Origin of the sequence: Rhizobium sp. NZLR1, assembly GCF_017357385.1 — a bacterium.
GTDB lineage: Bacteria > Pseudomonadota > Alphaproteobacteria > Rhizobiales > Rhizobiaceae > Rhizobium.
In genome coordinates, this window is sequence record NZ_CP071632.1 from 1,150,916 (window position 1) to 1,175,395 (window position 24,480).

Here is a 24,480-nt window from a genome sequence, read left to right on the forward strand (position 1 = left end):
CTGCGGTGTTGGGCAAAGCTCCGGCTCACTTCCACGAGACCTGCTCCTGATCGGCGCGATCCTGGTGCTTGAACTGCGTCTCCATCCAGGCGGCCGAGATGATCGCGGCGAGGAAGCCGAAGGTGAGGCAGGCGATGGCCTGCTTGCGCCAGGAGATGAAGGTGACCGGTGCGGGGGTGAGGGGTTTTTCCGCGCATTCACGGCTCAAGCTGGCGCAGCCGGAAAAGGCCTTGATGATGCAATCGGCAGCCATCTCCGTTCGCCTCAGGCGTAAAGCTGATCGTGATCGGTCATGCCCATGATCTCGCGGGCATAGCGGTAATGCTCCGCGACCGAGGCCGCAGCGCCGCGCAGCCAGGAGGGGCCGCGGATCGAATGTTCGGGACGGCGCAGGAAGGCAAAGCCGAGGGCGCCCATGCGCTGCGCCTCGATCGCCATATAGGCGCTGCAGTCGTTCATCCCCCATGCGCCGTTCCAGCGGGCGTCACGCTTGCTCTCCTCGGTCTCGATATTGCGGATGTGCTGCATCGCCTGTCCTCTCACGCCGCTGATCGGCTTGTGAGAAGAAGGTATATACCATACCCGATTGCGTCAATCATAAAAGGTATAAAAAATACCTCAAAGATTGACGAGGTACGAATCATAGGCGTATGTCTGTCGCCAGTGATTGGGCGACCGGGTGCAACTCCCGAGCTGACGAAGCCCAGCGGCGCGGGAAGCGAAAGTCCTTAAGTGCGCTGTCAGAAAATCAGGACGAGGGCGAAGCGAATGGCCCCTCTGGCACGTGTCCCATCCCGGCTCCGGCCTTCAGGACCTGGCCAATGCTCTCCCGGCTTCATGGGCTTTGCTCATGGGGTAGGGGGAAGCTTTGGCCGGAACCCTCCCTCACCAGCCTTCAGGAGCTAAGACAGAGAGATAGAAATCAAAGCCTATCTTGGAGTCTGATGCAGCGAGAAAAACGGACGCCGGCCATGCGCAACGAGATCGAAATCACCGACGAGATGATCGGAGTTTACGATCGGTGGAGGAGGGAGTGCCGAAGGACAGGTTCCCCGCAGCCATGCGATCGATCCTGCTGGCGGTGACAAGAGATGCAAGCGCGGCATTCGGAGCTTCCACAATTTTTGGTTTCAGGAGGAATGCCCGAGACCCTGATAGATCCTGGTCGCCGGATCGGGGAGATCGGAGCGAAATCCTACAGGCCGTACATCTCGCGGGCGGCGCTGAAGGTCAGCAGAAACACCGCGAGGGTGACGATATAGAACCAGATTCGGCCGGCGCGCGAGGAAGGGCGGATCATCTTGGTTTCCTTGATGAATAGGGCTGATTTGCAGTATTGCTGCCGAGCATCGGTCCCTACATCTCGATGATCGACCGGCGGACGCGGCCGACGATGGTGACGGCGCCCTGGAATTCCGGCGGCGGCACGTCCTCATAAGACGCCGGCTGGAAGGGCGGGTCGTCGTTCGGGCGATAACGCTTGTAGGTAGCAGCACCGGTTTCGTCGGCGACGACATAGAGCGCGTTCGGCGCCAGGCGCTTGTCGCGAAGATTGACGAAGATGATCGAGCCCGGCGGCGAGATCTTGTTCATCGAATTGCCTTCGACCTCGAGCGCGATCCATTCGCCATCTGGCAGATCGAGGGCGGCCACCGTCGGGAATTCCGAAAAGTCGGTGATCGGCGCCTGCTCGCTCAGCTGTCCGGCGCTGACCCAGGAGATCTTCGGCACGTCGGCGACGGAGACCGGCAGCTCATCCGGATCGAGCGCGTTGCCGGTTCCGAACTGCAGCCAGTTGAGATTGACCTTGAAGGCGCGGGCATATTTCTTCGCATCGGCAATGCCGAAGCCGTTGCGGCCGGACTCATGCGCCTTGTAGACATTCGCATTCCAGCCGAACCGATCGACGATCGCTTTCGGCCCGGCAAAGCCGGCGTTTTTCCTGGCCATGACCAGCCGCTTTGCGCGTTCTTCGCGTTCAAATTGTTCCTGATCTTTCAACATGATATAAAAAATACCCCAATTTAGGGTATATGTCATGCCCTATTGTGCTTGACATATAGGGTATTAAATATACCCTAGTGCACATGACAAACAGCGAGACCATCAGCCCCTCCACCCTGGCGGCAATCGGCCTGATCCAGCGCGGAAGCCGCCGTTACACCGGCTGCCCGATGTGCGGCAAGGCGCTGTCGATTGCCGAGGTGATCGAGCGCCACTGCGAAAATTGCGACCGGCAGACCAGCCCGAAAGACATGCGGGAGATCACCGATCCCGATAGCCTCACCCCTCCCTGACGGCTGTCGGTGGCTGGCGTCGTCGCCTCCCTCGGCGACGCCGGCATCAATTCCCCGGGTAGTAGCCCGGCAGACGACCGGAGCCTTTGCTCCCGCAACAGAATTCGAAATCAAGCACCGGGGCAGCCCCCGCTTCGGCGGCAACGGTGCGCTGCGCTCGAAATGGACAACAAGGATCACTGGCATGAACGCGCTCGAGCTCTTCCGCACCGGCCGGGACTATATCGAAATCGCAGCCATCCTCGGCGTGTCGGTGCCTTCGGTCGAGACCGAGATCCACCGGCTTCGAAGCGCCGAGAAGGGCGACACCGCGGGGCTGGATCATGCCGGCGCTGAGATCCGCCGGTTTTCCCCGCGCCTCAAGCCGGGCACTTCAGTCAATTTTTTCGGCGGGCAACGGCGGATTTGAGGTCACGGCGGGGCCGTGGCTCGATCGGCGAGAGAAAGGAAACGGTATGGCGAAGGACGCAATGAGCAAGGACATCATGGACATCCTCAGCCCGGTGCTGGGGGAGGAGCTGGCGGCAGCCGTCATCGAGCATCGCAAGCGCACGCTGAGGAAGCCGCTGACGGCCTATGCCGCCCGGATGCAGGCCAGGGAATATCTGCTGACCGGCGATCCGGCCGGCGCCGCCGAGATGCAGATCTTCCGCGGCTGGCAGGCGATCAAATGCGACTGGTACCTCAAGGAGAAGGCGAGGGAAGCCGGGTCGATCAACAGCAGCACGAGAAGGACGACAGTCGATGCCGCAAGAGATTTCCTCTCCGGTGAAGATCATAGCGGGGATGCTTTCGGGCTTCCCGGCATCCGCCGGCACTGATCCCGATATGCAGATCCGCGCCTATCTCGTCGCCATCGACGGCATTTCGGCCGAGGCGGTCTGGCGCGCCGCCAGAGGCTTCATCTCCGGGAAGGTGAGGGATCATAACCGCGCCTTTGCCCCGAGCAGCGCCAGTTTTGCCGAGGAGTGCCGAAATCAGCAGGCGGCGATGGCAGCCCAAAGCCGCCCGCGCATCGAACGGGAAGCCGAGGCACCGAAGCCGAAGGTCGCCGCCTACAAGATGCAGCTGCTGCGCGATGCCGCCAATGGCAGCTGCAGCGCCAAGCGCGAGCTGGCGAAAATGTTTCCCGACAACCCGATCATCGCAAGAGCCGCGCGCGACGCGCAGGAGGCAGCAGGGTGAGAGACCTATTCTGGACGGAAGACAGGATCGTCAAGGCCGCGCAGCTTTGGCAGGAAGGGCGCTCGGCAAGAGCGATCGCCGAGCTGTTCGGCTCGAAGAAGAACACCGTCATCAACATGGCGCACCGCAACCGCGACAGGTTCCCCGCCAGGCAGGACGCCAGGCAGGACACAAGGCAGAAGCCGCCGGAGGCCGATGCCGCGCCGGCCGCGCCGATCCGCCATCCCGACCGCGTCCGGCGGGTGACGTTTTCCGGCGCCGAAGTGACGATGCCGCGCGTGCCGTTCATCGATGGGCCGGCGCCATGAGCAAGATCACCCCACGCGAGACCGAAATCATCGGCTGGATGGCGGCCGGAAAGACCGCCGCCGAGATCGGCACCATTCTCGGCATCTCCCACATCACGGTGAATACCCACATCGCCAACGCCAAGGCGAGACTCGGCATCTTCAAGGATACCGCCCTGGTCGCCGCCGCACTGCGCAACGGCATCATTCGATAGGAAGGACAATCAGCATGGGTGGCAAAGCAGCCAAGGCTAGGACACAACGGGCAAACAAGGGCGCCGGCCGGCCGCGCAAGGAGAATGTCGAGCGTTTTCCCTGCGGCAAGATCAAGCCTTTCGAGACCGAGAAGGACAATATCAGCGTCGCCATATCAGCCCGCCGCCGCATCCACGGCTTCGGCCGGACGGTCGATGACGAGACGGTCAAGAGCCCGTTTGCCGGTTATACCCTCGGCCGCATGTTCCTCGACGGCTTGATCAGCGCCGAGCAGCGCCAGGCCGGCGACGACTATGCCGAGGCCATGGCCCGCTACCACAAGACCACCGGCATCCCGGCCCCGAGCCCGCGCGCCCAATCGCTCTTCACTGTCAAAGGCCACGAAGGCGAAGTGACCGAAAGCCTCGCCGACCGCGCCCGCAAAGCCAGTAACCGCATGATGGCCCTGCAGGGCATCCTGCTGCGCTGCCAGGACGGCCCGCAGGTCAGGAGCACGGTCTATAACGTCACGGTGATGGACTACGAACACCTGCGCCAGATGCCGCCGCAGCAATTGCTGTGGCTGCGGCGGGGGTTGATCGCGTTGCGCGGGGCGAGGGGTGGGTGAGGCTTGTGGTTGAGCGTCGGATTGGCGGCATGACGATGATTGCGGACCGAAGCAAAATTGGCCCCTTCCTCCGTCCGCCGTCGCTGAGTTTGCCAGAGTGTTTACCCCACCTCCGTCCTCCTCGGGCTTGACCCGAGGATCCACGCCGGCCTCCATCAGCTGGGGCATGGATCCCAGGCTCAAGGCCTGGGATGACGGAGGTTGGGGGCGCGTTTTCGACAAACGCCTCGCCGATCGAGCGCAACATTTGCGAGCGGGCGACGCTTGCTATGAGAACCCGTGCCATTTGCCTATAGCGCGCCTCCTCTGGACGAACTTGCGGTATTTCTCGGGTGCTAGCACGTGCCTCTGCCTGTGGCGGATTTGGTTGCAAAACCAGCAGGCAGCCACCACGTTCCCAACGTTATCTTTGCCGCCGCATGATTGCGGCACCAAGTGCTCAGCTGTGCACCGGCGGATTGAAGCTGCAGTGCTATTGATCATCTTGCAATCACAATACCAGCAGCAACCGGCCTGACGGACGGACGCTTCGTTTCTCAATTTCTGTAACTGTTTTGACACGTAAACTCCTGAGATCTTTTCGTTGATCCAGAAGTTGCTTAGCTCGAAGAGCCCACCCGCACTCGGCCGCTGATACGTGCAACGGACTGAGTTATACCCTCAACCCTGATGTGTACGCTCTTAATTTAGTTGAAGCCGAGGAACTTGGCAATATCGTTGCTGACCAGGCCGAGAACCTCTTTCAGAACAGACGATCGACAAATTGCTCTGTCTCCCAGGTCTTCAGAAAATCCGCTTCCCGCGCGATCCAGCCGACGGTCTCGCTTCCCCATTCCTGTGCCCGGCTGGCATATTCGCCCATCAGCCAGAAGTGGCGGACGATCACGAAGCGAAGGGCTGCCTCAAAATCGTCCGGCGTGATCGGCCGGACGGCGCGATAGCCGTCGATGAAGGCGTTCCACATGGCGGTCGAGCTCCGGCCGAAGGAGACTTGCGCCCACAAAAAGACTGAGAGGTCGTAGGCGAGGTACCCCGGGCCGCCGTCGTCGAAGTCGAAAAATACCGCTTCGCCAGCGTCGTTGATCCGCGAGTTGAAGCCGTGACAATCGCCATGACAATAGGTCCAGGTCAGATCTCCGAAGGCTTCGATCGCCTTTGCGGTCCGCGCCGCGATCTGTTCGAGATCGCTACGGACGTCGGCGTCTTCGACAATGCCGCTGTCGCGTATTCGCGCGAGCGGCCGAAACAGCAGGTGTTCGAGGTCAAGCCGATAGAGTGCTCCGTCCGGAGAAAATGTCTCGGCTGCATTGTGCATCAGAGCAAGGGTCTTGCCGTTGGCGGCGGCATCGCCGGCATCCGCCGCCTGCGGCTTGCGGCCCTCGATCTCCCGGAAGAGCACCCCCTCGCGCGCACCCTCCGGCGCATATCCCTGCAGGGACAGGGCGCCATCGCGTGTCGGGATCGGTGCTGCGACCGGAACGGCCGATTGCGTGAGATGTGTGAGGAAAGCCGTTTCGGTTCTGACGTCGGCCGGACCCCGCGCCCGCTGATGGGAAAGTCGGAAGACATAACGCTCGCCGTTGCTCCCAACGACAAGATAAACATCGTTCAGGCCGCGTTGCAGCATTCGGCAAGAGACCGGCCCGGCAAGCGAATAGTGCTGATCGATGAACTGTTTGACAGCCTCAACCCGCGGGGTCGAATACAGCGGATCAAAGTCGAGCATCGGCGCTGCTCCCGCGTTTTGCAGACAACTGAGAGGGGATGCTCGGGTGCGTGAGGTCGCGTGAGGGCTGCGGGATCTCGCTGCGTTTTGACGCTTCTGTCGCCGGTTTGCCCATTCCGTTCCACTTTCGAATCGAACTTTTCCGCTGATCGCTCTGGAACAACCAGATAGCATAAGACGCGAAAGCCTGTCGCTGACCGCGAGCTTGGCAAGGCAACTGGCAATTGTGGCTGCTGCCGGCCCAAGGCGGTCCGGTTGGCGCGGCGTGGCTCGACCCGTCCTTCGAACTCCCGAAAAATGGGGAGAGGGGACGTGCATGGTAGAGCGGGCGGGGAACGGAGAGGGGCAAGGCTTATGATTACGGACTGGCGGCGTAAGCGCGGACGCCTTTGCATGACCCAAGCAAAATCCGCCGCTTCCTCTGTCCGCCATCCTGTGTTTACCGGAGAGCTTACCCCAGCCTCCGTCCTCCTCGGGCTTGACCCGAGGATCCAGTTTGGCCTCCACGAGCTGCGGCATGGATTCCAGGCTCAAGGCCTGGGATGACGGAGGTTGAGGGCCTGCTTTCGACAAACGCGTTGCCGATCTGGCCGAACAACTGCGCTGAATTCTGCCGCAGCGATTGTTGTGGCGGCGGAGGCGATTGATGGCTTTGGGTCCACGTCCTGTTGACGCCGTGGCTCCGCGCCTGGTCTTTGTTTTAACCGCCGGCGCGAACCGGACAGCCGAGGCGTCCTGCTATCTCCGCCGCATCTGCGTCACAGCCAGCCATACCGCCGAGACCAGGAAATAGAAGGCGCCGAGGCCGGCGTAGCCGGCGATGTTGGCGATGGATGGTGGTTCCGGCATTTGCGCCTGGGCGATGAAGAAGGCGCCGGCGACGGCCGACTGGCCGCCGCTGAGGATCATCGACCATTGGCCGCCGTTGGTCTTCCAGCGGCGAACGGCCGTTCCGAGCTGCAGCAGACCGGAAAAGATCGCCCACAGGCCGAAGACGGCGAGGACTGAGTTCATGCTCATGGTCAGCGCGGCGATCACGGCGGCCGTTGTCACTGCGCTGACGGCGACGTTGATCGCCTGGCTGCGGTTATTTGCCAGGCCGCCATGTCGAGCAGCATCGACGAAATTGGCGGCGGCATCCCAGGCCGGGTAGAGGATCAGCAGCGCTGCCGCCACCGAGAAGGACTGGCGGCCGGCAGTCAGGGCGGCTGCGACCCAGAGGAGAGAAAACGCTGCGCGGGTGAAATAATACCGCGTCAGCCATTGTTCCCTGTCGCCAGCGGCGACGGTGGTTTGATCGTAGGTCATCATGAGTTCTTTCCTGAGTTTGGGATTGTTGGTCGCCGATCGACCCGGGGCGGCCGGGCCGACCGGCGACGGCGTGGCTCACATCGGCGGAACCACGCCATTCCTGCCGACAAGCACCTGATGGGCGATGGTGCCGGCGGCGGCCTTCTCGGCGGGCACGAAGACGACGGCGCCGGCAACAAGATCATCCTTGGTTGCCGGAGCGATGGTGACGACCGGCGTGCCGTCCGGAATGGAAATCTTCTTTTCCTTGCCGTGATAAGAGACGGTGACCGTCCGGCCGTCGACGCCCTTGACGGCGTCGGCGACGGTGGCATTGGTCATGCTGCTGTCCGGCTTGAGATCCCAGCCGTAGCTGCCTTCACCGGCGCCTTTCATGGCCGGCGGGAAGATCAGCACCTCAAGCGCGCCGTCACCGCCGCCCTCTTTCGGCAGCGAGGCGATGCCGACGAAATCACCCGGCTTGATGTCGGTGACCTCAGCCTTGGCGACGCCCGCAAGTTTCCAGCCGTCGGCGAGGGTGACATCGACGCTCGCCCCTTCGCGCGTCTTCACCGTGAGGGTCGAGCCGCTGTAATTGACGATGCTGCCTCTGACGTGAATCTGCTCGGCCTTCTGGTCCTCAGCGAAGACAGGCATGGCCGATAGAGCCACCGACGAGATCGCCGAGAGGCTGAGCATAAGGGCGGGGAGAAAGTTCGTTTTCATCTTGTTCTTCCTACTAGTTGGTAGTTTTGTAGGCCGGAATTGTCACTCCGGGCGGCCATTCCGCCCGGAACCTTATCGAGCGACGGTCGGAGACAGCCGCTGCAGGGTCGGGGCCAGAATGGTGGGAAACACCTCCGGCGTCCCGTAAGCCCGTGCGGAAAGCATGGCGCCATGGACGGATGCCATGAACACTTCGGCCTCGACGCGGGGTTCGCTGGACAGGCTCAAAGCCCCGGTCTTGGCGCCGCGTTCCATGACCGAAGTCAGCCAGGCCGAGAGAAAGCGGAAAAACCCCTTGACCTCCTCGGCGACCTCGGGCGGCAACGCCGGCAGTTCGCTCGCCAGCAGCGCGCAGACGCAAAACGGCCGGCTGGCATCGTCGATGCACTTGGCCCAATGGCCCGCATAGGTTTTGAGGAGCTCGAGCGGGTCCTGCACGTTCCGCTCCAGAGCCGCCACCCCCATCTCGGCATCGTCCCGATATCGCTGGATAAGTGTGCGCACCAGATCGGTCTTGCTGGGAAAATGATGATGGATGCTGGCCTTGCGGATGCCGACGACCTCGGCAATATCGGCATAGCTGAAGCCGTTATATCCGCCGGTGGTAATCAGCGCCCGCGCCGAGGCAAGGATCTCATCGGATGTCGTGAGAAGATTGATCATGGGTTGCTTCTACCTTCCAGTAGGTAGGCAGTCAAGCGGAAAACGATAGTTGTTAAACCGATTGGGCCGGCGCTGTTGGTTGTCGTGTTGCTTGCGCTTTCGACAAGGCACTCGTCTTCGGCGCAGCTCGCTGGACTGCCACGCGGTTACGTCGACCTGCCGGGCCTCGACAAGGAAACGGAAACGTTCAACGGCTACACCGTCGGCGCTGGCGTCGACTTTGCCTTCACCGACAATATCTTCGTCTGTGGCGAATATCGCTTCAACGACTTCGGCAAAAAGATATTCTGGGTGTTGATGTCGACCTCGACCAGCACGAGCTCAAGTTCGGTATCGGCGCAAAGTTCTATGAACTGTCGGCCAGATCAGCAGTCGGAGAGCCTCGCCATGTTGGCGGGGCTTTTTACGTTCCCCATACGACCGAGCGCCGTCATTGGCTGCCCGCCCCCGCATCGGCGAGTGGTTCGCGACCCTGGCGCTCTGCAAGGCTTGGAATAACGTCTGAGCCGAAGAACCGGGATGTCATTCCGCCGCTGTCTCGCCGGCGATCCGTTTGACCGCATCGGTCGCGGTTTCGAGCACACGCTCCGACATGCCTTGATCGGTCATGACGCGCGAGATGGTGACGGCGCCCACCATCAGCGACAGGATGACCATGGCTTTGTCATAGGGTTTTGCGCCGTCCGACGCGGGGATCAACTCGTCGAGAATCTGAAGATGAGCTTCGATGCCGTTCTGGAATGGAGCGCGGACCTCTTCGCTCTGGCGGGCCGCATCGGCGCCGAGCGCCGCCAAGGGACAACCATCGCCTTTCTCCTCCCGGTGGCCGGGCGAGAGATAGAGATCGACAACCGCTTCAAGCGGATTGGGACTTCCGGCGGCAACCCTCGACCATCTGCGCACCGCGCTCTCCATCGCTCGCCCGGATGCCAGCGCCACAAGATCATCCTTCGATTCGAACTGCTTGTAGAACCCGCCTTGGGTGAGGCCGGCTCCTTTCATCAGGTCCTTCAGGCCGATGCCGTCGAAGCCATGCTCGCGGAAGAGCCGGCTTGCGACATCGATCACCGTCTCACGATTGGCCTCGGCCTGAGCGCGACTGACTCTCATATCGATCTCCAATTAGATTTCATTTGACATCTATACCAGAATTAGAGTTAGATCGCAATCTAAATTAATCACTGCGCAGGTCAAGAAGGCTTACCGACATGAACCGCAAAATTCTCCTCGCCTCGTTCGGCCTGCTGGCAGCTGCCGGCGCCATGGCATACTTCTTTGTCGGGGCGTCCTCGCAAGGAAGCGCACAAGCTGCCGATCCCCGCACCGCACCGCCTTTCGTCAAGCTGGTTGAAGCAACGACGCCGGAGACAGCCGAGCGCAGCTTCACCGGCACCATCGCCGCGCGGGTACAAAGCAATCTTGGATTTCGGGTGCCCGGCAAGATCGTCCAGCGTTATGTGGACGTCGGCGTGCAGGTCAAGGCCGGTCAGCCGCTGATGCGCATCGACGAAACCGATCTGCGGCTCGCCCTGACGGCGAAACGAAACGCGGTCGCTGCCGCTGAGGCCGTGCTGACCCAAGCGCAGGCAGACGAGAGACGCTACGCCGCTTTGGTGAAAAACGGATTGGCCGCGACGCCGCAGCGCTACGAGCAGGCAAAGGCAGCGCTTGACACCGCCACCGCGCAGCTTGCCGCGGCGGAGGCGGACGCCAAGGTGGCGGAAAACGAGACTGCCTATTCCGTCCTGGTTGCCGATACCGATGGAACGGTTGTCGAAACGCTGGGCGAGCCGGGGCAGGTCGTGACCGCGGGCCAAACCGTGGCCCGGCTCGCACAGGCCGGCCCGCGTGAAGCGCTGGTCTGGCTTCCGGAATTCCTCAGGCCGCAGCTCGGCGAGATAGCCGATGCCAGTCTCTACGGAAACGAAAGCCGACAGGGCAAGGCGCGGCTGCGCCAGATCTCCGACGCTGCCGATCCGCAAACCCGCACCTATGAGGCACGCTGGGTTCTGGATGGCGCTGCAGCGTCAGCGCCGCTGGGCGCGACGGTGACGATCAGGATCGCCAACAGCAGCGGCCAATCGCATGCCGCGGTGCCGGTCGGCGCCGTGTTGGACGATGGCAGCCGCACCGGCGTCTGGGTCTTCGATCAGACATCGTCGACCGTCCACTTCCGGCAGGTGAAAATCGAACAGATGGGTGAGGAGGTGGCGGTGGTTTCCAGCGTCAAATCAGGCGAGCCGGTCGTCGCTCTCGGCGCCCATCTGCTGCAGGACGGCGCCAGCGTGCGCGCCAAGGTGGAACAGGCAGAGGCGGCAAACTGATGAACTTCAATCTTTCCGCGCTCGCCGTTCGCGAGCGGGCCGTCACCCTGTTCTTCATCGTACTGCTCGCCGCCGCCGGGGCCTATGCCTTCGTCAAGCTTGGGCGCGCCGAGGACCCGTCCTTCACCATCAAGACCCTGACCGTGACAACGGTGTGGCCGGGCGCGACAGCGCGCGAAATGCAGGATCTGGTCGCCGAGCCGCTCGAAAAACGTCTCCAGGAACTCACCTGGTACGATCGTGTCGAGACGACAACGCGGCCCGGCTACGCCTTTTTGACCGTCACCTTGAAGGACAGTACGCCGGCCACGGCCGTCGAGGAGGAATTCTATCAGGCTCGAAAGAAGCTTGGAGACGAGGCCCGCAACCTGCCCAGGGGCGTGCTCGGTCCCTTTGTCAACGACGAGTATTCCGATGTCAGCTTCGGGCTTTATGCGCTGAAGGCCAAGGGCATGCCGATGCGCGAGCTTGTGCGCCAGGCCGAGGTGATCCGCCAGGATCTCCTGCATGTGCCTGGCGTCAAGAAGATCAACATCCTCGGAGAGCGGCCCGAACAGATCTTCGTCGAGTTCTCCTATGCCAAGCTCGCCACCCTCGGCATTTCGGCACAGGACATCGCGGCCGCCTTGCAGCGGCAAAACACCCTGACGCCGGCCGGATCGATCGATACGCGTGGGCCCCAGGTGTTCATTCGCTTCGACGGCGCCTATGACAGCATCCAGGCGATATCAGACACGCCGATCGCTGCGGCCGGACGCACCTTGAAGCTCTCGGATTTTGCCGAAGTGCGGCGCGGTTATCAAGATCCGGCCACCTATCTCATTCGCCATGACGGCGAACCCGCCATCATGCTCGCCGCGGTGATGCAACAGGGCTGGAACGGTCTGGACCTCGGCAAGGCGCTGGAAGAAAGATCCGTCGCCATCGCAAAGACCTTGCCGCTCGGCATGACGCTCGCCAAGGTCAGCGACCAGGCCGTCAACATCGACGAAGCCGTCGGCGAGTTCATGCTGAAATTCGCCATGGCGCTCGGCGTCGTGTTGTTCGTCAGCCTGATTGCGCTCGGCTGGCGTGTCGGCATCGTCGTCGCCCTGGCCGTTCCGCTCACCCTTGCCGTCGTCTTCCTCATCATGCTGGAAACCGGCCGGTTCTTCGATCGCATCACCCTTGGTGCGCTCATCCTGGCGCTTGGCCTCCTGGTCGACGACGCCATCATCGCCATCGAGGTGATGGTGGTGAAGATGGAGGAGGGGATGGATCGCATCAAGGCGGCAGCCTATGCCTGGAGCCATACCGCGGCCCCGATGCTGTCGGGCACGCTGGTGACGATCATCGGGTTGATGCCGGTCGGCTTTGCCCGGTCGACCGCCGGCGAATATGCCGGCAACATCTTCTGGGTCGTCGGCTTTGCCCTGATCGTCTCCTGGATTGTCGCGGTAACCTTCACGCCCTATCTCGGCGTCAAGATGCTGCCGGCGATCAAGCCGGTCGAAGGTGGCCATCACGCCATCTACAACACCCCGAACTACCGGCGCCTGCGGCGGGTTATCGAGTTCACCGTGCGCCACAAGTTCGTCACCTGTGTGGTGGTCGCCATCGCCATGGGGGCCTCCGTCGTTGGAATGGGATCGGTGAAAAAGCAGTTCTTCCCGACCTCGGACCGTCCCGAAGTCCTCGTCGAAGTCCGCATGCCCGAAGGCACCAGCATCGAGACGACGACTTCAACGGTTGAGAAGCTTGAAGACTGGCTGCAGAAGCAGCCGGAGGCAAAGACCGTCACCAGCTATGTCGGTCAGGGCGCTCCCCGCTTCTTCTTTGCCATGGCGCCGGAATTGCCGGACCCGTCCTTCGCCAAGATCGTCGTGCTGACCCCTGACGCTCACACACGCGAGGACTTGAAGCTTCGCCTGCGCGCCGCCGTTTCGGACGGGCTCGCCCCTGAAGCCTATGTCCGCGTCACGCAGCTGGTCTTCGGTCCTTACACGCCGTTTCCGGTCGAATTCCGGATCACCGGCCCGGATCCGCAGCAACTGTACCAGATCTCCGACAAAGCCCTCGATATCATGAAGAGCGTGCCGGATGTGCGCCAGGCAAACCGCGATTGGGGCAACCGCACGCCGGTGTTGCGCTTCGTTCCCGATCAGGATCGGCTGAACCTGATCGGCCTGTCGCCGGCCGAGGCGGCCCAACAGCTGCAATTGCTGCTGAGCGGAGTTCCGATCACCGAGGTTCGCGAGAATATCCGCAACGTGCCTGTCGTTGCCCGCAGTGCCGGCGGCAACCGGCTCGATCCGTCCAGATTGGCAGACTTCTCGCTGATGAGCCGGGATGGGCGACAGGTTCCGCTCGATCAGATCGGCCACTCGGAAATCCGGTTTGAAGAACCGATCCTGAAACGCCGCGATCGTACGCCTGTCATCACCATCCGTTCCGATATCAGCGAGGCGTCGCAGCCGCCTGAAGTCTCGGAGCAGGTCATGAAGGCGCTTCAGCCGCTGATTGCCTCGCTTCCTGTCGGATATCGGATCGAGATGGGCGGCAACATCGAGGAATCAACCAAGGCCAACGACGCCCTGGTGAAAATCTTCCCGATGATGATTGCCGCCATGCTGATCGTTATCGTGCTGCAGGTCCGTAGCCTGGCGACGATGACCATGGTCATGCTGACGGGGCCTCTCGGTCTTGCCGGAGCGGTTCCGGTTCTGCTGCTCTTCGACAAGCCCTTCGGCTTCAATGCCATTCTCGGATTGATCGGGCTGGCCGGCATCCTGATGCGCAACACCTTGATCCTGACCGAACAGATCAAGGACAATAAGGCAGCCGGTCTCGACGATTATCACGCCGTCATCGAAGCGACGGTGCAGCGGACGCGACCGGTGATCCTGACCGCCCTTGCCGCCGTGCTTGCCTTCATTCCTCTCACGCACTCGGTGTTCTGGGGGTCGATGGCCTACACGCTGATCGGCGGAACGGCGGTCGGCACGGTGATGATCCTGCTCTTCCTTCCCGCTCTCTACGCCATCTGGTTCCGCATCAAGCCGACAAAAAACGAGAGCCATGAAAATTCACCGAAGGCGGTGGAGTTACCGACGGCAATGGCTGCCGAGTGATATCTCCGGAGGCGGTCATGACTTTTGCGGATCCGACAGCAACTGACCTCGAGCAGTCGCGGACGCGGATACTCGAAGTGGCGGAAAGGTATTTTCGGCGGATCGGCTATCATAAGACGTCGGTCGCCGACATCGCCGCCGAACTCGGCATGAGCCGCGCCAATATCTATCGCTTCTTTCCCTCGAGGACGGCAATCAACAGTTCCGTCTGCGGGCTGGTGGTCAAAGAGGTTGCTGAAATCGCTCTGGCAATCGCACAAACCGATGCGCCGGCGAGCAAAAAGCTGGCGGATCTCTTGACCGCCATTCATGGGCACAGCGCGAGAAGGCTGGTGGAGGATAGACCCATGCACCAGTTGCTCGTCGCCGCCGCGGATGGAAGTTGGGCAACCATCAACGCCCATAATGAGCAGATCCTGGCAATCCTCAAAGCGCTTGTCCGCGAGGGTGTGCAGACAGGCGAGTTCAAGGTTGAAGACGCCGACGAAGCCGCGCGCGGCATCATCACCGCCTTCCTGCCGTTCTTCCATCCGGTTCTGGTCGAGCAGCGCGTTCAGGAGGGTGAGGCGACCGCAGTCAGCGTCCATGCCCAAATCCGCTTCATCCTGACAGCGCTCGGCACGTCAGACCGCGCGACGTCACCGAAAGGGATCAGCGCGTAATTTAGCGCTGCCGGCCTTGTTCTTTCCGATAAAGCCATTATCTAGCACACTAGATAAATGCACACTAGATGAAGCCATGTCGAACAACGAGATCGCATCCCGCCGCGCGGTCGGCACCCAACTTTCGTTTGCGCTTTATGGCGCCGCCAATCGGATGGCGCGCCTTCACAAGCCATTTTTGCAGCCGCTCGGCCTGACATTCCCGCAATACCTGGTGATGCTTGAACTTTATAGCGGTACGCCCCGCGCCGTTGGAGAGTTGGGTTTAAAGCTCGATATGGACACCGGAACGATCACGCCGCTGCTGAAGCGTCTGGAATCGGCCGGCACGGTGACCCGGACGCGCGATCACCATGACGAGCGGCGGGTGCTCATCCATCTGACCAAAGCCGGTGAATCCCTGCGCGAGGAACTTTGGGCCGTCACCGACAAGATCAAAACCGCCTGCCAGCTCGCGGACGAGGGGCTGGCCGATCTGCGCGACACGCTGCACGCATTCGCTCGCCCCGCCCGCGATTGAGCCGGGCGTCCCTCCACATCAGAGAAAGGACATCCCATGAAGATCGGGATCATCGGCGCTGGAAATATCGGCGCGACGCTGGCGAGAAAATTCGCCGCCGGCGGCCATGAGGTCAAGCTCGCCAATTCGAAGGGGCCGGACACCATCCGCGATCTTGCCGGCGATATCGGAGCGGCCGCCGTTTCGAAGGAAGAAGCCGTCCGGGGCGTCGAGGTGGTGGTTCTTTCGATCCCATTCGCAAGCTGTCGCGATCTCGGTGGGCTCTTCAATGACGTACCCAAAGAGGTCGTGGTGATCGATACGTCAAACTATTATCCGTTTCGCGACGGTGCGATCGCGGACGTCGATGGCGGGATGCCCGAAAGCGTTTGGGTGAGCGGGCAAATCGGCCGACCCGTCGTCAAGGCGTGGAATGCCGTACTGGCGGCAACGCTCTCGGAGAAGGGGCGGCCTGACGGCACGGATGGACGCATCGCCATTCCGGTTGCAGGCGATGCTCCGGAAGCCAAGGCGACTGCCATGGAGCTGGTTGAGGCCACCGGCTTTAATGCGCTGGATGCAGGAGGGCTGGCGGAGTCCTGGCGTCAGCAGCCCGGCAACCCAGCCTATTGCACCGAGCTTGCAGCAAGTGAGCTGGAAGAGGCGCTGCGATCGGCGGATCGATCCCGCGCAGCCGATCATCGCGACGCCCTGATCAAGGAATTCTTCGCGGCAGGCACGAGCCTGACCCACGACGAAATGGTCGCTCGAAACCGAGCCGGGACTGCCGCTCCGAAATCCTGAGTTCGTGAGGCTCGTGCTGCTTGGTCACCTCGGCGGGCCGCACGGGCTCGGCGTTATGCCCCGGCGCGTCCGGAGGCGTGATCACCGAAAAAAATCTCCGTAAAGCAAAAAGTGCTTGATTTTATATTTCGATTGACATCTAAAGTGTAGATAGATGTCGATCGAAATCTTACGCGCTTGGATGCCAGGTTCTGCTGTCCTTTGCCGACAGGGTGAAAAGTCCGACCTTTCTAGCGAAGCCCGCAATCAACCACTCGCGCCCAACCAGGAGCATCCATGTCTCAAAATAAAGTTGTCGTCATCACCGGGGCATCCTCCGGAATAGGCGAAGCGTCGGCCCGTCTTCTTGCCCAAAACGGCTTCCAGGTGTTTGGCGGCGTGCGTAACCCGCAGCGCGTCAATGCCATTCCCGGCGTGCGTTATGGGACTGCCGACGTGACCGATGACGCCTCGGTCTCCGATTTCGTTCAATGGGTTTTGTCCGAGGCAGGCAGGATCGACATCCTGATCAACAATGCCGGCGTTTCGCTGGTCGGCCCGGTCGAGAACACGTCGCCTGCCGAAGCTCAAGCGGTCTTCGATACCAATGTTTTCGGCCCTCTGCGCATGATCCGCGCGGCCTTGCCCTCCATGCGCGCCGCTCGGAGCGGTCTGATCATCAATATCAGCTCGGTCCTCGGCTTCCTGCCGGCCCCGTTCATGGGATTATATGCCAGCAGCAAGCATGCACTCGAAGGACTGTCGGAGTCGCTGGACCATGAGATCCGAGAGTTCAACGTGCGCGTCGTGCTGGTTGAACCGACCTTTACCAACACCAAGCTCGATGTAAACGCGGCCCAAACCGCAGCGCCCCTGGGCGCTTACGCCACGCAGGCCGACGCGACCATCAAGGCGGTACAGGCCCAGATCAAAACCGCGCCGTCGCCACTGGCAGTCGCCGAGAAAATCCTCGCCGCAATCAACGGTCCATACAAAATGCGTCAACCGGCCGGTGGCCAGGCGACGCTTCTCAGCCGGCTGCGCCGGTTCATGCCGGCAAACGCGGTCGACAGCAGTCTGCGAAAGACATTCGGCTTCGCAAAGCGCAAGGCGTCGTAAGTCTTGGCCCAAATATCCGGGGCGCCGGGTGCACTTGCCGCCTTCCTTCCTGTCACCCATCGGTCGAGAGGGTGACAGGCTTCCACGCCTCGATCTCGTGGCTAAGGCGGGCGATCCTGCCCGTCACATGCTTCAGCGCATCGCTGCCGAGCAGAAGTTGCGGCGGTGGCGTGTCGGATTCCACCAGCGCCAGGACGGCGGCGGCCAGTTTGGCGGGATCGCCGAGCTGCTTGCCGCTGACCGCCTGCCGCGCCTGGCGGATCGGATCGAACAGGCCATCGTAATCGGCGATCGTCCGCTCCGTGCGGACCATCGATCGACCGGCCCAGTCGGTTCGGAACGAGCCGGGGCAGAGCGTCGTCACATGCACATCGAACGGCGCCATTTCCGAGCGCATCACCTCCGATATGCCTTGCAGCGCAAACTTGCTGCCGCAGTAATAGCCGATGCCGGGCATGGTGATCATCCCGCCCATCGAGGTGACGTTGACGATGAACCCCTTGCGTCGGGCGCGGAACCTCGGAAGAAACGCCTTGGCCACCGCCACCGCGCCGAAGACATTCACCTCGAACTGACGCCGCATCTCTTCGATCGGCGACTCCTCGAGCACGCCCTCATGGCCGTAGCCGGCATTGTTGATCAGCACGTCGACCGGCCCATGCGCGTCCTCCGCCTGGCCGACCACGTCAGCGATACGGTCGAACTCGGTGACATCGCAGAGGACCGGCCGCAGGGCAGGCAGGGCTGCGGCGAGCGCTGCGCGTGAGGCCTCCGAGCGAACGGTGCCAATCACCCTGTGGCCGGCCGCGACCGCCGCCGTCGCAATGGCCAGCCCGAAGCCGGAATTGGCGCCGGTGATGAAGAAGGTCTTTTTCGACATGATCTGCAAACACTCCTTGATTGCGGGTGTTTGACAAATAATATGAAGCGATCGGTGCTTCGATGGCGGATTGTTTGAATATGTTGCCAAATCCTATCAACGATCGAAACCCGTCGAGGCGGCGAGAAATGGTCGAGCTGGCCGCAGCGCTCGCGCCCCGCCATGGTTACAATCCGATGGCGCTTGGCTACGTCCGCATCTTGCGGACCGAAGCGGTGCTCGACGACGTGCCCGTGCTCTATAAGCCAGGCGCGGTGTTCGTCCTGCAGGGCAGCAAGCAGGGCATCCTCGAAGGGGAAGTCTTCACTTACGATGAAGACCACTATCTGGCGGTTTCGCTGCCCGTTCCCTTCCGGATGAAGTCGACCGCCAGTGCCGAGCGGCCATTGCTGGCCGTCTATGTCGAGTTCGATATGCAGATGGCGGCCGAGATCGCCCTGCAGATGGAAAAACACGCCGAACTGAGAAGCGACGCGCCGAGAAGCCTGGTGTCGAGCCGGATGGCCGGCGATATCGAGGATGTCCTGCTGCGCCTCTTAGTGGCGCTTCGCAGCACCGCCGACATTGCCGTGCTCGGCGCCGGCCTGCTGCGTGAACTGCACTACCGGGTGCTGGTCGGGCCGCAAGGCGGCGCGATGATCGCGGCGCTGCAGCAGAAAGGCAGATCCGGAAAAATCATCCGGAGCCTCGCCTGGTTGCGGGAAAACTTTGGCTGCGAGATCGCGGTCGCCGATCTGGCCAAGGAGGTGGGCATGAGCATTCCCTCCTACCATGTCCACTTCAAGGAACTGACCGGCAGCAGCCCGATGCAATATGTCAAAGCGATCCGCCTCCACGAAGCACGGTTGATGATCGCCCGCCAGACGCGCACGATCGCCGAGGTCGCAGCCTCCGTCGGCTACGCCAGCCCGGCCCAATTCAGCCGCGACTTCAAACGCCATTTCGGCCGCACCGCATCGGAAGAGACAAAGTGGGTCCAACGCCATCTGGGCGAGGTGGGGTGAGGATCACTGGGGGTGGGGCAGGAGTGGGCCGCACAGAGTATCGAAGTGCATGGCTGTGTTATGACGCACCTCCGCACGGCCCATCATACTTACGATTGGCGGAGGCTGTTGTTCCCGAGCGGAGGGAAAATTTTTATCATCCACATCGTCATGTTTTCACCACCGAAAAGAACAGGAACCGCGGCGTCATCGTCAGGCTCCGATAGGCCTCAGGGAATAGCGTCCGGGCGCCAGGATCTGGCTGCGGCTCGCTGACGATATCGATCTGAAATCCAGCCGATTTGAGTGCGTCGAACATGGCGTGCAGCGGCCGATGCCAGAAGCGCATGGCGATTTGCTTTTCGCCGCGCTGCCAGGTCTCGTCAAAGCTGTAGGTCTCGAGATAGTTGTCGCGGCCGCTCGACGGGTGATCCATGAAGGGATGGTGTGTCGAGAAAACCAGGCGGCCGCCTTGCGGCAGCAGCCGGTTGAACTCCATGAGCGGCCCCGACCAGTCCGGCAGATAATGCAGGACCAGCGAAGCGAGGATCAGCCCGAAAGCGTGATCCTCGAACGGCAGGGCGTCGCCGAGATCCGCCTGTAGCAGGCGCGCCCGCCCATCGAGGCGACGTTGCGCGATCTGCAGCATGCCGGCACTGGCATCGATCCCGGTCACCACAGCCCCACGCTCGACAAGCGCTGCCGCATGCGCCCCGCCGCCGCATCCCGCATCGAGCACGGAAAGCCCGGCGACCTCGCCGACCAGGGCAAGAATGGCCGGCCGCTCGTAATAGGCATTCCAGGCGTTGGCCTCATTATCCGCGTCGTATGCCGCCGCGAAGGCATCATAATCATTCTCGGCCAAGATTTTCCCCTTCTTCAATGACCGCTTCGGCTCATTGCCGCCCATGTCCTGACACAACAGTGTATTTATCCCAAAGCTCACCCCACGCTCCGTCCTCCTCGGGCTTGACCCGAGGATCCACGGCGGGCTCCGTCGGCGGCGGGCATGGATCCCAGGCTCAAGGCCTGGGATGACGGAGATTGGGGATGTGTTTTCGCCAAACTCCCGGCCTGCGCAACGGATGGCGCGTCGGCGTTGGATGTGAACCGCAGTCTTTACGTTGCCTCTCCCGCCATTCCCGATGCTATTTGCCCCAAAGCTCACCCCACACTCCGTCCTCCTCGGGCTTGACCCGAGGATCCACGGCGGCATCCGTCAGCGGCGGACATGGATCCCAGGCGGAGGTTGGGGAGACGTTTCGCCCAAACCCCCGGCTGAGGCTAAGCCTTGCCCAGATGTTTCGGCCAGAATTCCTGATGCACTGCGGCGGCTTCGTCTTCGAGGACCGGCCCAACCACAGTGACAATGCGCGCGCCGGTTTGCAGCACCGCCCGGCTCGGCACGTTCAATCCGATCCCGGCGATCTCGCCAAGCCGGGCTTCGGAGCACGCAAACACCATACGCCCGATGCCCGACCAGTAAATCGCCCCGGAGCACATCGCGCACGGCTCCGTGCTGGTGTAGAGCGTGCAGTCGGCGAGAAAACCGGTGTCGTAGTGCTGCGCCGCAGATTTAACCAGGTTCATCTCGGCGTGGTTCGTCATATCGTGGCCGGTGAAGACGCTGTTTTCGGCGCGCAGGATGATCTCGCCGTCCTTCACCAGCACCGAGCCGAATGGTTCGTCGCCTCGGTCCATCGCGGATTTCGAGAGCGCAATCGCCTCGCGTAAAAACGGCTCGTGGTTTTCCATCAGATTGTCCCCAAGAGTTAGAGCGGGACGAGTCTGTCTTGAATCGGCGGGATTTCCAAGGGCTGCAAATCCGATTGAGGATCGGCGATCCGGATCGCGGCAACCGTCTTCTTGTCGCTTAGCAAAGTCTGCCGTCTGGGGACCGCCGCCGGATGTCTCGTCCGGGTGCAGGCGCCCGCACGTCAGCCGCCCCACACTCGAACCCTTGCCACCTTACGAAAATGTATAGCCCCGGCGAGGTGCCGGTGAGATTTCGAGCGCAGGTTTGGCGCAGTCATTGCCAGGTCGAAGGCCAGATTTCTCATGAACATGCACGCTACACCTGCCGCCCTGATGCCGGCGATCCATCCGGTCAGCCTGCGGGTCAACACCTATCTGATCAATCTCGACCGGGCGCCATTGCGGCGGTTTCGCATGGAGCGCCTGCTTTCCGGCATCGGCCTTGCCTTCGAGCGGGTGGCGGCGGTGGATGGCGCAACGCTCAGCCTGCCGCATCCGGATTTCGACGAAGCCTCCTATCTGAGCCGGCATGGCCGCCGGCCGAACCTTTTCGAGATCGGCTGCTATCTCAGCCACGTCGAATGCGCCTGGCGCTTCCTCTCCGGCGACGCCGAATTCGCCCTCATTCTGGAAGACGACCTCGATTTCGACGATGACCTCGCCGATGTGGTGGAAGCTGCCCTGCAGCACCAGGAGCGCTGGGACATCCTGCGTCTCTCCACCGTCAACACCGGGCGCAAACACCAAGTGGCGCCGCTGACGGCATCGCGCTCGCTCGCCATCGCGCTCACCCGCGAGAAAGGCTCCGGCGCCTATCTGATCAACCGCAGGGCGGCCGGCTGGATGGTCGGCGCGCTGCTGCCGATGCGGCTGCCCTATGATCTCGCCTTCGACCTGGAATTCGACGAGGGCTTAAGCGCCTGCTTCGTCGATCCGCTGCCGGTCAGCCAAAGGGCGGATGCCTGCTCGCAGATCCAGGCAGGGCTTTCGGCCTACCGGCTTGGCCGCCGCCGGCCGTGGAGCGTTCTGCCCTATCGCACTGCTGCCGAAATACGCCGCTTTGCTGCCCGCTTCAGCCGCCTCGCGGCATCAAGGGTGAGCGGTCGGGACCGCTCACCCGGGATGAAAGGTCAGGATCGCTCGCCGGGTTGAGCTGTCAGGACCGCTCCCCGGAGAGTAGGGGGAAGGCGATCGAGACGATGAGGCCGGGTTGACTGTCTCCCATGGTGATCTCGGCCGCATGCAGCTCGGCGATCGCCTTGACGAGGCTGAGCCCGAGCCCGCTTCCGGGCGTCGTGCGGCTTTTGTCCAGCCGGTAGAGCCGCCGGAACACCTTGTCCCTTTCGCCGGCGGGAATGCCGGGGCCGGTATCGGCGACCGAGAGGATGGCGCGATCGTGCTCACGGCGCAGCGAAACCGTGATCACCGTTCCAGCCGGGCAGTGGTTGATCGCATTCTCCACCAGGTTGGCGATCATCTGGGTCAGCAGATCGCGGTCGCCGCGGATGATGGCGGGAGCGCGCGCCGTTATCCGCAGCGACTTCTGCGCATCTTCGGCGACATCGACATAGACCTCGGAAATCACCGCAAGCACGGCATCGAGATCGGTCGGCTGGAAACGCTCCTTGCGGGCGCCGGCCTCGATCTGGGAAATGCGCAGCAGCGCCTCGAAAGTGGCGTTGATCCGGTCGCTCTCGTTTCTCGCTTCGTCGAGAAGGACCGACACATCCGCCTGCCGGTCATTGCCCGCCACCGCGGCATCCAGCGTCAGCCGCAGCCGGTTGAGCGGCGTTTTCAGATCATGGGCGATATCGGTGCTCACCTGCCGCATGCTCTCGACCAAAGTCTGCAGCCGCACCAGCGCCGCGTTGATCTGGATCGCCACCGTATCGAGATCGTCGCCATTGCCGCTGATCGGAATGCGGGCGTCGAGCGCGCCGTGGGAGACGTCGTTCATGGTGTTGGCCACCCTGTCCAGCCGCGCCTGGGCGCGAACGGCGAGAAAGGCGCCGCCGCCGATCGCCGTCGCCACGACGATCGCCGCGGCCCATTCGAAACTTTCAAGCACGATCCTCAGCATCTCGTCGACATCGTTGAAGTTGTCGCCGACCACCAGGCTGTAGGGGCCGATCGTCGACACCTGCATCCGGTAGCGTTCATGCCCCTTCAGCCCGACATCGCCCGAGCTGACGGTATAGACGCCGTTCGGGATGGGCGGTGCGGCGAAATTGCCGGCGAGCTTCTTGCCGGCATGGTCGGTCAGCGAATAAAGCCCGTCGGAGGTCGACTGGAAGCTCGCATAATTGTTCAGCGTGTTGACGAGATCCCCGGTGTCACCGGGCTCGTAGGTCGAAACGATCAGCGAATTCATCTCGGTGAGCGACTGTTCGAGATCGCGGGAGAGGCCAAGGTCCAGCATGTGATAGATGATCGCGCCGCTCAAGAAGAAGGTGACGACGAAGAGCAAGCCGAAGGTGACGGCAAGCCGGAACGGCGTGCTCCGGCGCAGGCTGGAGAACGATGCCAAAAAGCCTGTGGGGTTGGGAGCCATCATGTTCTAACGCGGCGCATGCAGGCTGTATCCGGTGTTGCGGACCGTGTGCAGAAGCTGGGCCTGGAACGGTCTGTCGACCTTGGCCCTCAAGCGGCTGATATGGGTCTCGACGACGCTGGTCTTCGGATCGAAGTGGAAATCCCAGACCCGCTCCAAAAGCATCGTCTTGGTGATGACCCGACCTTCGCCGCGCATCAGCACTTCGAGCAGGACGAACTCACGCGGCTGCAGCTCGATCACCTGGCCGGCGCGGCGGGCTTCGCGGCGGATCAGATCGAGCTCGAGATCGGCAACCTTCAGCACCGTCTTCTGCTCTTGCACCGGCGGCCGGCGGCCAAGCGCATTGACGCGCGCCATCAGCTCGGAGAAGGCAAAGGGTTTGGTGAGATAATCGTCGCCGCCTGCCTCCAGCCCCTCGACCCGGTCGTCGACGCCGCCGATCGAGGTCAGGAACAGCGCCGATGTGCCGATCTTGGCAGCCCGGAGCGAGCGAACGATCGCCAGCCCATCGAGCCCTGGCAGCATGCGATCGACGACGATCACGTCATAGGCCTCGCGCTGCGCCTGAAACAGCCCATCGCGGCCGTCGCCGACCACGTCACAGACATGGCCTGCCTCGGAAAGGCCCTTGGCGATATAGTCGGACGTCTTGGTATCGTCCTCGATAAGCAGGATTCGCATCGGCCCCGATCATTCCCGGCATGCCTGGAGCGGGCAATTTAGCCGAGGCGCCGGCTTGGCCACAACTTACGGATTGGTAAGGTGCGGGGGCCCTGCTCAGTCAGGGCCTCCTGCCGTGGAATTATCCCGCAGG

Annotated in this window: 29 protein-coding genes; 16 read left to right on the forward strand and 13 right to left on the reverse strand. The window is 62.2% G+C overall.

What is annotated here, in order from left to right:
- Positions 1 to 25 precede the first annotated feature (25 nt).
- The 3 genes from J3O30_RS05685 to J3O30_RS05695 all read right to left on the reverse strand — a co-directional run bounded on the left by J3O30_RS05685 (position 26) and on the right by J3O30_RS05695 (position 2,004).
- The gene (locus J3O30_RS05685; protein WP_207583288.1) at positions 26 to 253 is read right to left on the reverse strand and encodes a hypothetical protein; all 228 of its coding nucleotides are present in this window, start codon (positions 251 to 253) and stop codon (positions 26 to 28) included.
- Positions 254 to 264: 11 nt separating this feature from the next.
- Entirely contained in the window at positions 265 to 528 is a 264-nt protein-coding gene (locus J3O30_RS05690) for a hypothetical protein (protein ID WP_207583289.1), read from the reverse strand.
- Between the two features lie 828 nt (positions 529 to 1,356).
- Complete coding sequence (locus J3O30_RS05695; protein WP_017993243.1) at positions 1,357 to 2,004, reverse strand: S24 family peptidase; 648 nt, start codon at positions 2,002 to 2,004, stop codon at positions 1,357 to 1,359.
- 83 nt (positions 2,005 to 2,087) lie between these two features.
- Here J3O30_RS05695 and J3O30_RS05700 point away from each other — a divergent pair, with 83 nt between their 5' ends.
- From J3O30_RS05700 to J3O30_RS05730, 7 genes are all read left to right on the forward strand, one after another.
- Positions 2,088 to 2,297, forward strand: coding sequence for a hypothetical protein (locus tag J3O30_RS05700; RefSeq protein WP_246762724.1), 210 nt, complete (start codon positions 2,088 to 2,090; stop codon positions 2,295 to 2,297).
- Between the two features lie 184 nt (positions 2,298 to 2,481).
- The gene (locus tag J3O30_RS05705; protein ID WP_207583290.1) at positions 2,482 to 2,706 is read left to right on the forward strand and encodes a sigma-70 family RNA polymerase sigma factor; all 225 of its coding nucleotides are present in this window, start codon (positions 2,482 to 2,484) and stop codon (positions 2,704 to 2,706) included.
- A 46-nt stretch (positions 2,707 to 2,752) separates the two neighbouring features.
- A complete protein-coding gene (locus J3O30_RS05710) occupies positions 2,753 to 3,118 on the forward strand; it encodes a hypothetical protein (protein ID WP_207583291.1) in 366 nt (121 codons plus the stop codon).
- Entirely contained in the window at positions 3,084 to 3,482 is a 399-nt protein-coding gene (locus J3O30_RS05715; RefSeq protein WP_207584270.1) for a hypothetical protein, read from the forward strand. The genes J3O30_RS05710 and J3O30_RS05715 overlap by 35 nt, the downstream gene beginning before the upstream one ends.
- Entirely contained in the window at positions 3,479 to 3,790 is a 312-nt protein-coding gene (locus J3O30_RS05720) for a GcrA family cell cycle regulator (protein ID WP_207583292.1), read from the forward strand. The genes J3O30_RS05715 and J3O30_RS05720 overlap by 4 nt, the downstream gene beginning before the upstream one ends.
- Positions 3,787 to 3,984 (forward strand): helix-turn-helix transcriptional regulator, encoded by a 198-nt coding sequence (locus J3O30_RS05725; protein ID WP_207583293.1) that lies wholly within the window; start codon positions 3,787 to 3,789, stop codon positions 3,982 to 3,984. The genes J3O30_RS05720 and J3O30_RS05725 overlap by 4 nt, the downstream gene beginning before the upstream one ends.
- Positions 3,985 to 3,998: 14 nt before the next feature.
- Entirely contained in the window at positions 3,999 to 4,592 is a 594-nt protein-coding gene (locus J3O30_RS05730) for a hypothetical protein (protein WP_207583294.1), read from the forward strand.
- Positions 4,593 to 5,334: 742 nt separating this feature from the next.
- Here the strand turns inward: J3O30_RS05730 and J3O30_RS05740 are convergent.
- The 4 genes from J3O30_RS05740 to J3O30_RS05755 all read right to left on the reverse strand — a co-directional run bounded on the left by J3O30_RS05740 (position 5,335) and on the right by J3O30_RS05755 (position 8,997).
- Complete coding sequence (locus J3O30_RS05740; protein ID WP_207583296.1) at positions 5,335 to 6,318, reverse strand: phosphotransferase; 984 nt, start codon at positions 6,316 to 6,318, stop codon at positions 5,335 to 5,337.
- A 738-nt stretch (positions 6,319 to 7,056) separates the two neighbouring features.
- A complete protein-coding gene (locus J3O30_RS05745) occupies positions 7,057 to 7,629 on the reverse strand; it encodes a DUF308 domain-containing protein (protein WP_207583297.1) in 573 nt (190 codons plus the stop codon).
- A 75-nt stretch (positions 7,630 to 7,704) separates the two neighbouring features.
- Complete coding sequence (locus tag J3O30_RS05750) at positions 7,705 to 8,334, reverse strand: hypothetical protein (protein WP_207583298.1); 630 nt, start codon at positions 8,332 to 8,334, stop codon at positions 7,705 to 7,707.
- Positions 8,335 to 8,406: 72 nt separating this feature from the next.
- On the reverse strand, positions 8,407 to 8,997 hold the full coding sequence (locus tag J3O30_RS05755; RefSeq protein WP_207583299.1) for a TetR/AcrR family transcriptional regulator: 591 nt from the start codon (positions 8,995 to 8,997) through the stop codon (positions 8,407 to 8,409).
- An 87-nt stretch (positions 8,998 to 9,084) separates the two neighbouring features.
- Between J3O30_RS05755 and J3O30_RS33095 the strand changes: the two genes are divergently transcribed.
- Positions 9,085 to 9,495 carry a porin gene (locus J3O30_RS33095; protein WP_246762725.1) on the forward strand — a complete coding sequence of 137 codons (411 nt, stop codon included), beginning with the start codon at positions 9,085 to 9,087 and terminating at the stop codon, positions 9,493 to 9,495.
- Positions 9,496 to 9,519: 24 nt separating this feature from the next.
- Here the strand turns inward: J3O30_RS33095 and J3O30_RS05765 are convergent, their stop codons facing one another.
- Entirely contained in the window at positions 9,520 to 10,107 is a 588-nt protein-coding gene (locus J3O30_RS05765) for a TetR/AcrR family transcriptional regulator (RefSeq protein ID WP_207583300.1), read from the reverse strand.
- A 98-nt stretch (positions 10,108 to 10,205) separates the two neighbouring features.
- Between J3O30_RS05765 and J3O30_RS05770 the strand changes: the two genes are divergently transcribed.
- From J3O30_RS05770 to J3O30_RS05795, 6 genes are all read left to right on the forward strand, one after another.
- Positions 10,206 to 11,321, forward strand: coding sequence for an efflux RND transporter periplasmic adaptor subunit (locus J3O30_RS05770; RefSeq protein WP_207583301.1), 1,116 nt, complete (start codon positions 10,206 to 10,208; stop codon positions 11,319 to 11,321).
- On the forward strand, positions 11,321 to 14,431 hold the full coding sequence (locus J3O30_RS05775; RefSeq protein WP_207583302.1) for an efflux RND transporter permease subunit: 3,111 nt from the start codon (positions 11,321 to 11,323) through the stop codon (positions 14,429 to 14,431). The genes J3O30_RS05770 and J3O30_RS05775 overlap by 1 nt, the downstream gene beginning before the upstream one ends.
- A gap of 17 nt (positions 14,432 to 14,448) precedes the next feature.
- Entirely contained in the window at positions 14,449 to 15,093 is a 645-nt protein-coding gene (locus J3O30_RS05780; RefSeq protein WP_207583303.1) for a TetR family transcriptional regulator, read from the forward strand.
- 76 nt (positions 15,094 to 15,169) lie between these two features.
- Positions 15,170 to 15,613 (forward strand): MarR family transcriptional regulator, encoded by a 444-nt coding sequence (locus tag J3O30_RS05785; protein ID WP_207583304.1) that lies wholly within the window; start codon positions 15,170 to 15,172, stop codon positions 15,611 to 15,613.
- Between the two features lie 36 nt (positions 15,614 to 15,649).
- A complete protein-coding gene (locus J3O30_RS05790) occupies positions 15,650 to 16,396 on the forward strand; it encodes an NAD(P)-binding domain-containing protein (protein ID WP_207583305.1) in 747 nt (248 codons plus the stop codon).
- A 276-nt stretch (positions 16,397 to 16,672) separates the two neighbouring features.
- Positions 16,673 to 17,494 (forward strand): oxidoreductase, encoded by an 822-nt coding sequence (locus J3O30_RS05795; RefSeq protein ID WP_207583306.1) that lies wholly within the window; start codon positions 16,673 to 16,675, stop codon positions 17,492 to 17,494.
- Positions 17,495 to 17,546: 52 nt separating this feature from the next.
- On the opposite strand, the gene J3O30_RS05800 is transcribed toward J3O30_RS05795, so the two are convergent.
- Positions 17,547 to 18,374 carry an oxidoreductase gene (locus J3O30_RS05800; protein ID WP_207583307.1) on the reverse strand — a complete coding sequence of 276 codons (828 nt, stop codon included), beginning with the start codon at positions 18,372 to 18,374 and terminating at the stop codon, positions 17,547 to 17,549.
- 80 nt (positions 18,375 to 18,454) lie between these two features.
- Here J3O30_RS05800 and J3O30_RS05805 point away from each other — a divergent pair, with 80 nt between their 5' ends.
- Positions 18,455 to 19,378: an AraC family transcriptional regulator gene (locus tag J3O30_RS05805; protein WP_207583308.1), complete on the forward strand. Its 924-nt coding sequence runs from the start codon at positions 18,455 to 18,457 to the stop codon at positions 19,376 to 19,378.
- A gap of 148 nt (positions 19,379 to 19,526) precedes the next feature.
- On the opposite strand, the gene J3O30_RS05810 is transcribed toward J3O30_RS05805, so the two are convergent.
- Complete coding sequence (locus J3O30_RS05810) at positions 19,527 to 20,222, reverse strand: class I SAM-dependent methyltransferase (protein WP_207583309.1); 696 nt, start codon at positions 20,220 to 20,222, stop codon at positions 19,527 to 19,529.
- Positions 20,223 to 20,641: 419 nt separating this feature from the next.
- Positions 20,642 to 21,112: a nucleoside deaminase gene (locus J3O30_RS05815; RefSeq protein ID WP_207583310.1), complete on the reverse strand. Its 471-nt coding sequence runs from the start codon at positions 21,110 to 21,112 to the stop codon at positions 20,642 to 20,644.
- Positions 21,113 to 21,415: 303 nt separating this feature from the next.
- Between J3O30_RS05815 and J3O30_RS05820 the strand changes: the two genes are divergently transcribed.
- Positions 21,416 to 22,264 carry a glycosyltransferase family 25 protein gene (locus tag J3O30_RS05820; protein WP_207583311.1) on the forward strand — a complete coding sequence of 283 codons (849 nt, stop codon included), beginning with the start codon at positions 21,416 to 21,418 and terminating at the stop codon, positions 22,262 to 22,264.
- A gap of 4 nt (positions 22,265 to 22,268) precedes the next feature.
- Here J3O30_RS05820 and J3O30_RS05825 read toward each other — a convergent pair whose 3' ends face one another.
- Both J3O30_RS05825 and J3O30_RS05830 read right to left on the reverse strand, forming a co-directional pair.
- Positions 22,269 to 23,666: a HAMP domain-containing sensor histidine kinase gene (locus J3O30_RS05825; RefSeq protein ID WP_207583312.1), complete on the reverse strand. Its 1,398-nt coding sequence runs from the start codon at positions 23,664 to 23,666 to the stop codon at positions 22,269 to 22,271.
- Positions 23,667 to 23,669: 3 nt separating this feature from the next.
- Positions 23,670 to 24,347 (reverse strand): winged helix-turn-helix domain-containing protein, encoded by a 678-nt coding sequence (locus J3O30_RS05830; RefSeq protein WP_207583313.1) that lies wholly within the window; start codon positions 24,345 to 24,347, stop codon positions 23,670 to 23,672.
- Positions 24,348 to 24,480: the final 133 nt, after the last annotated feature.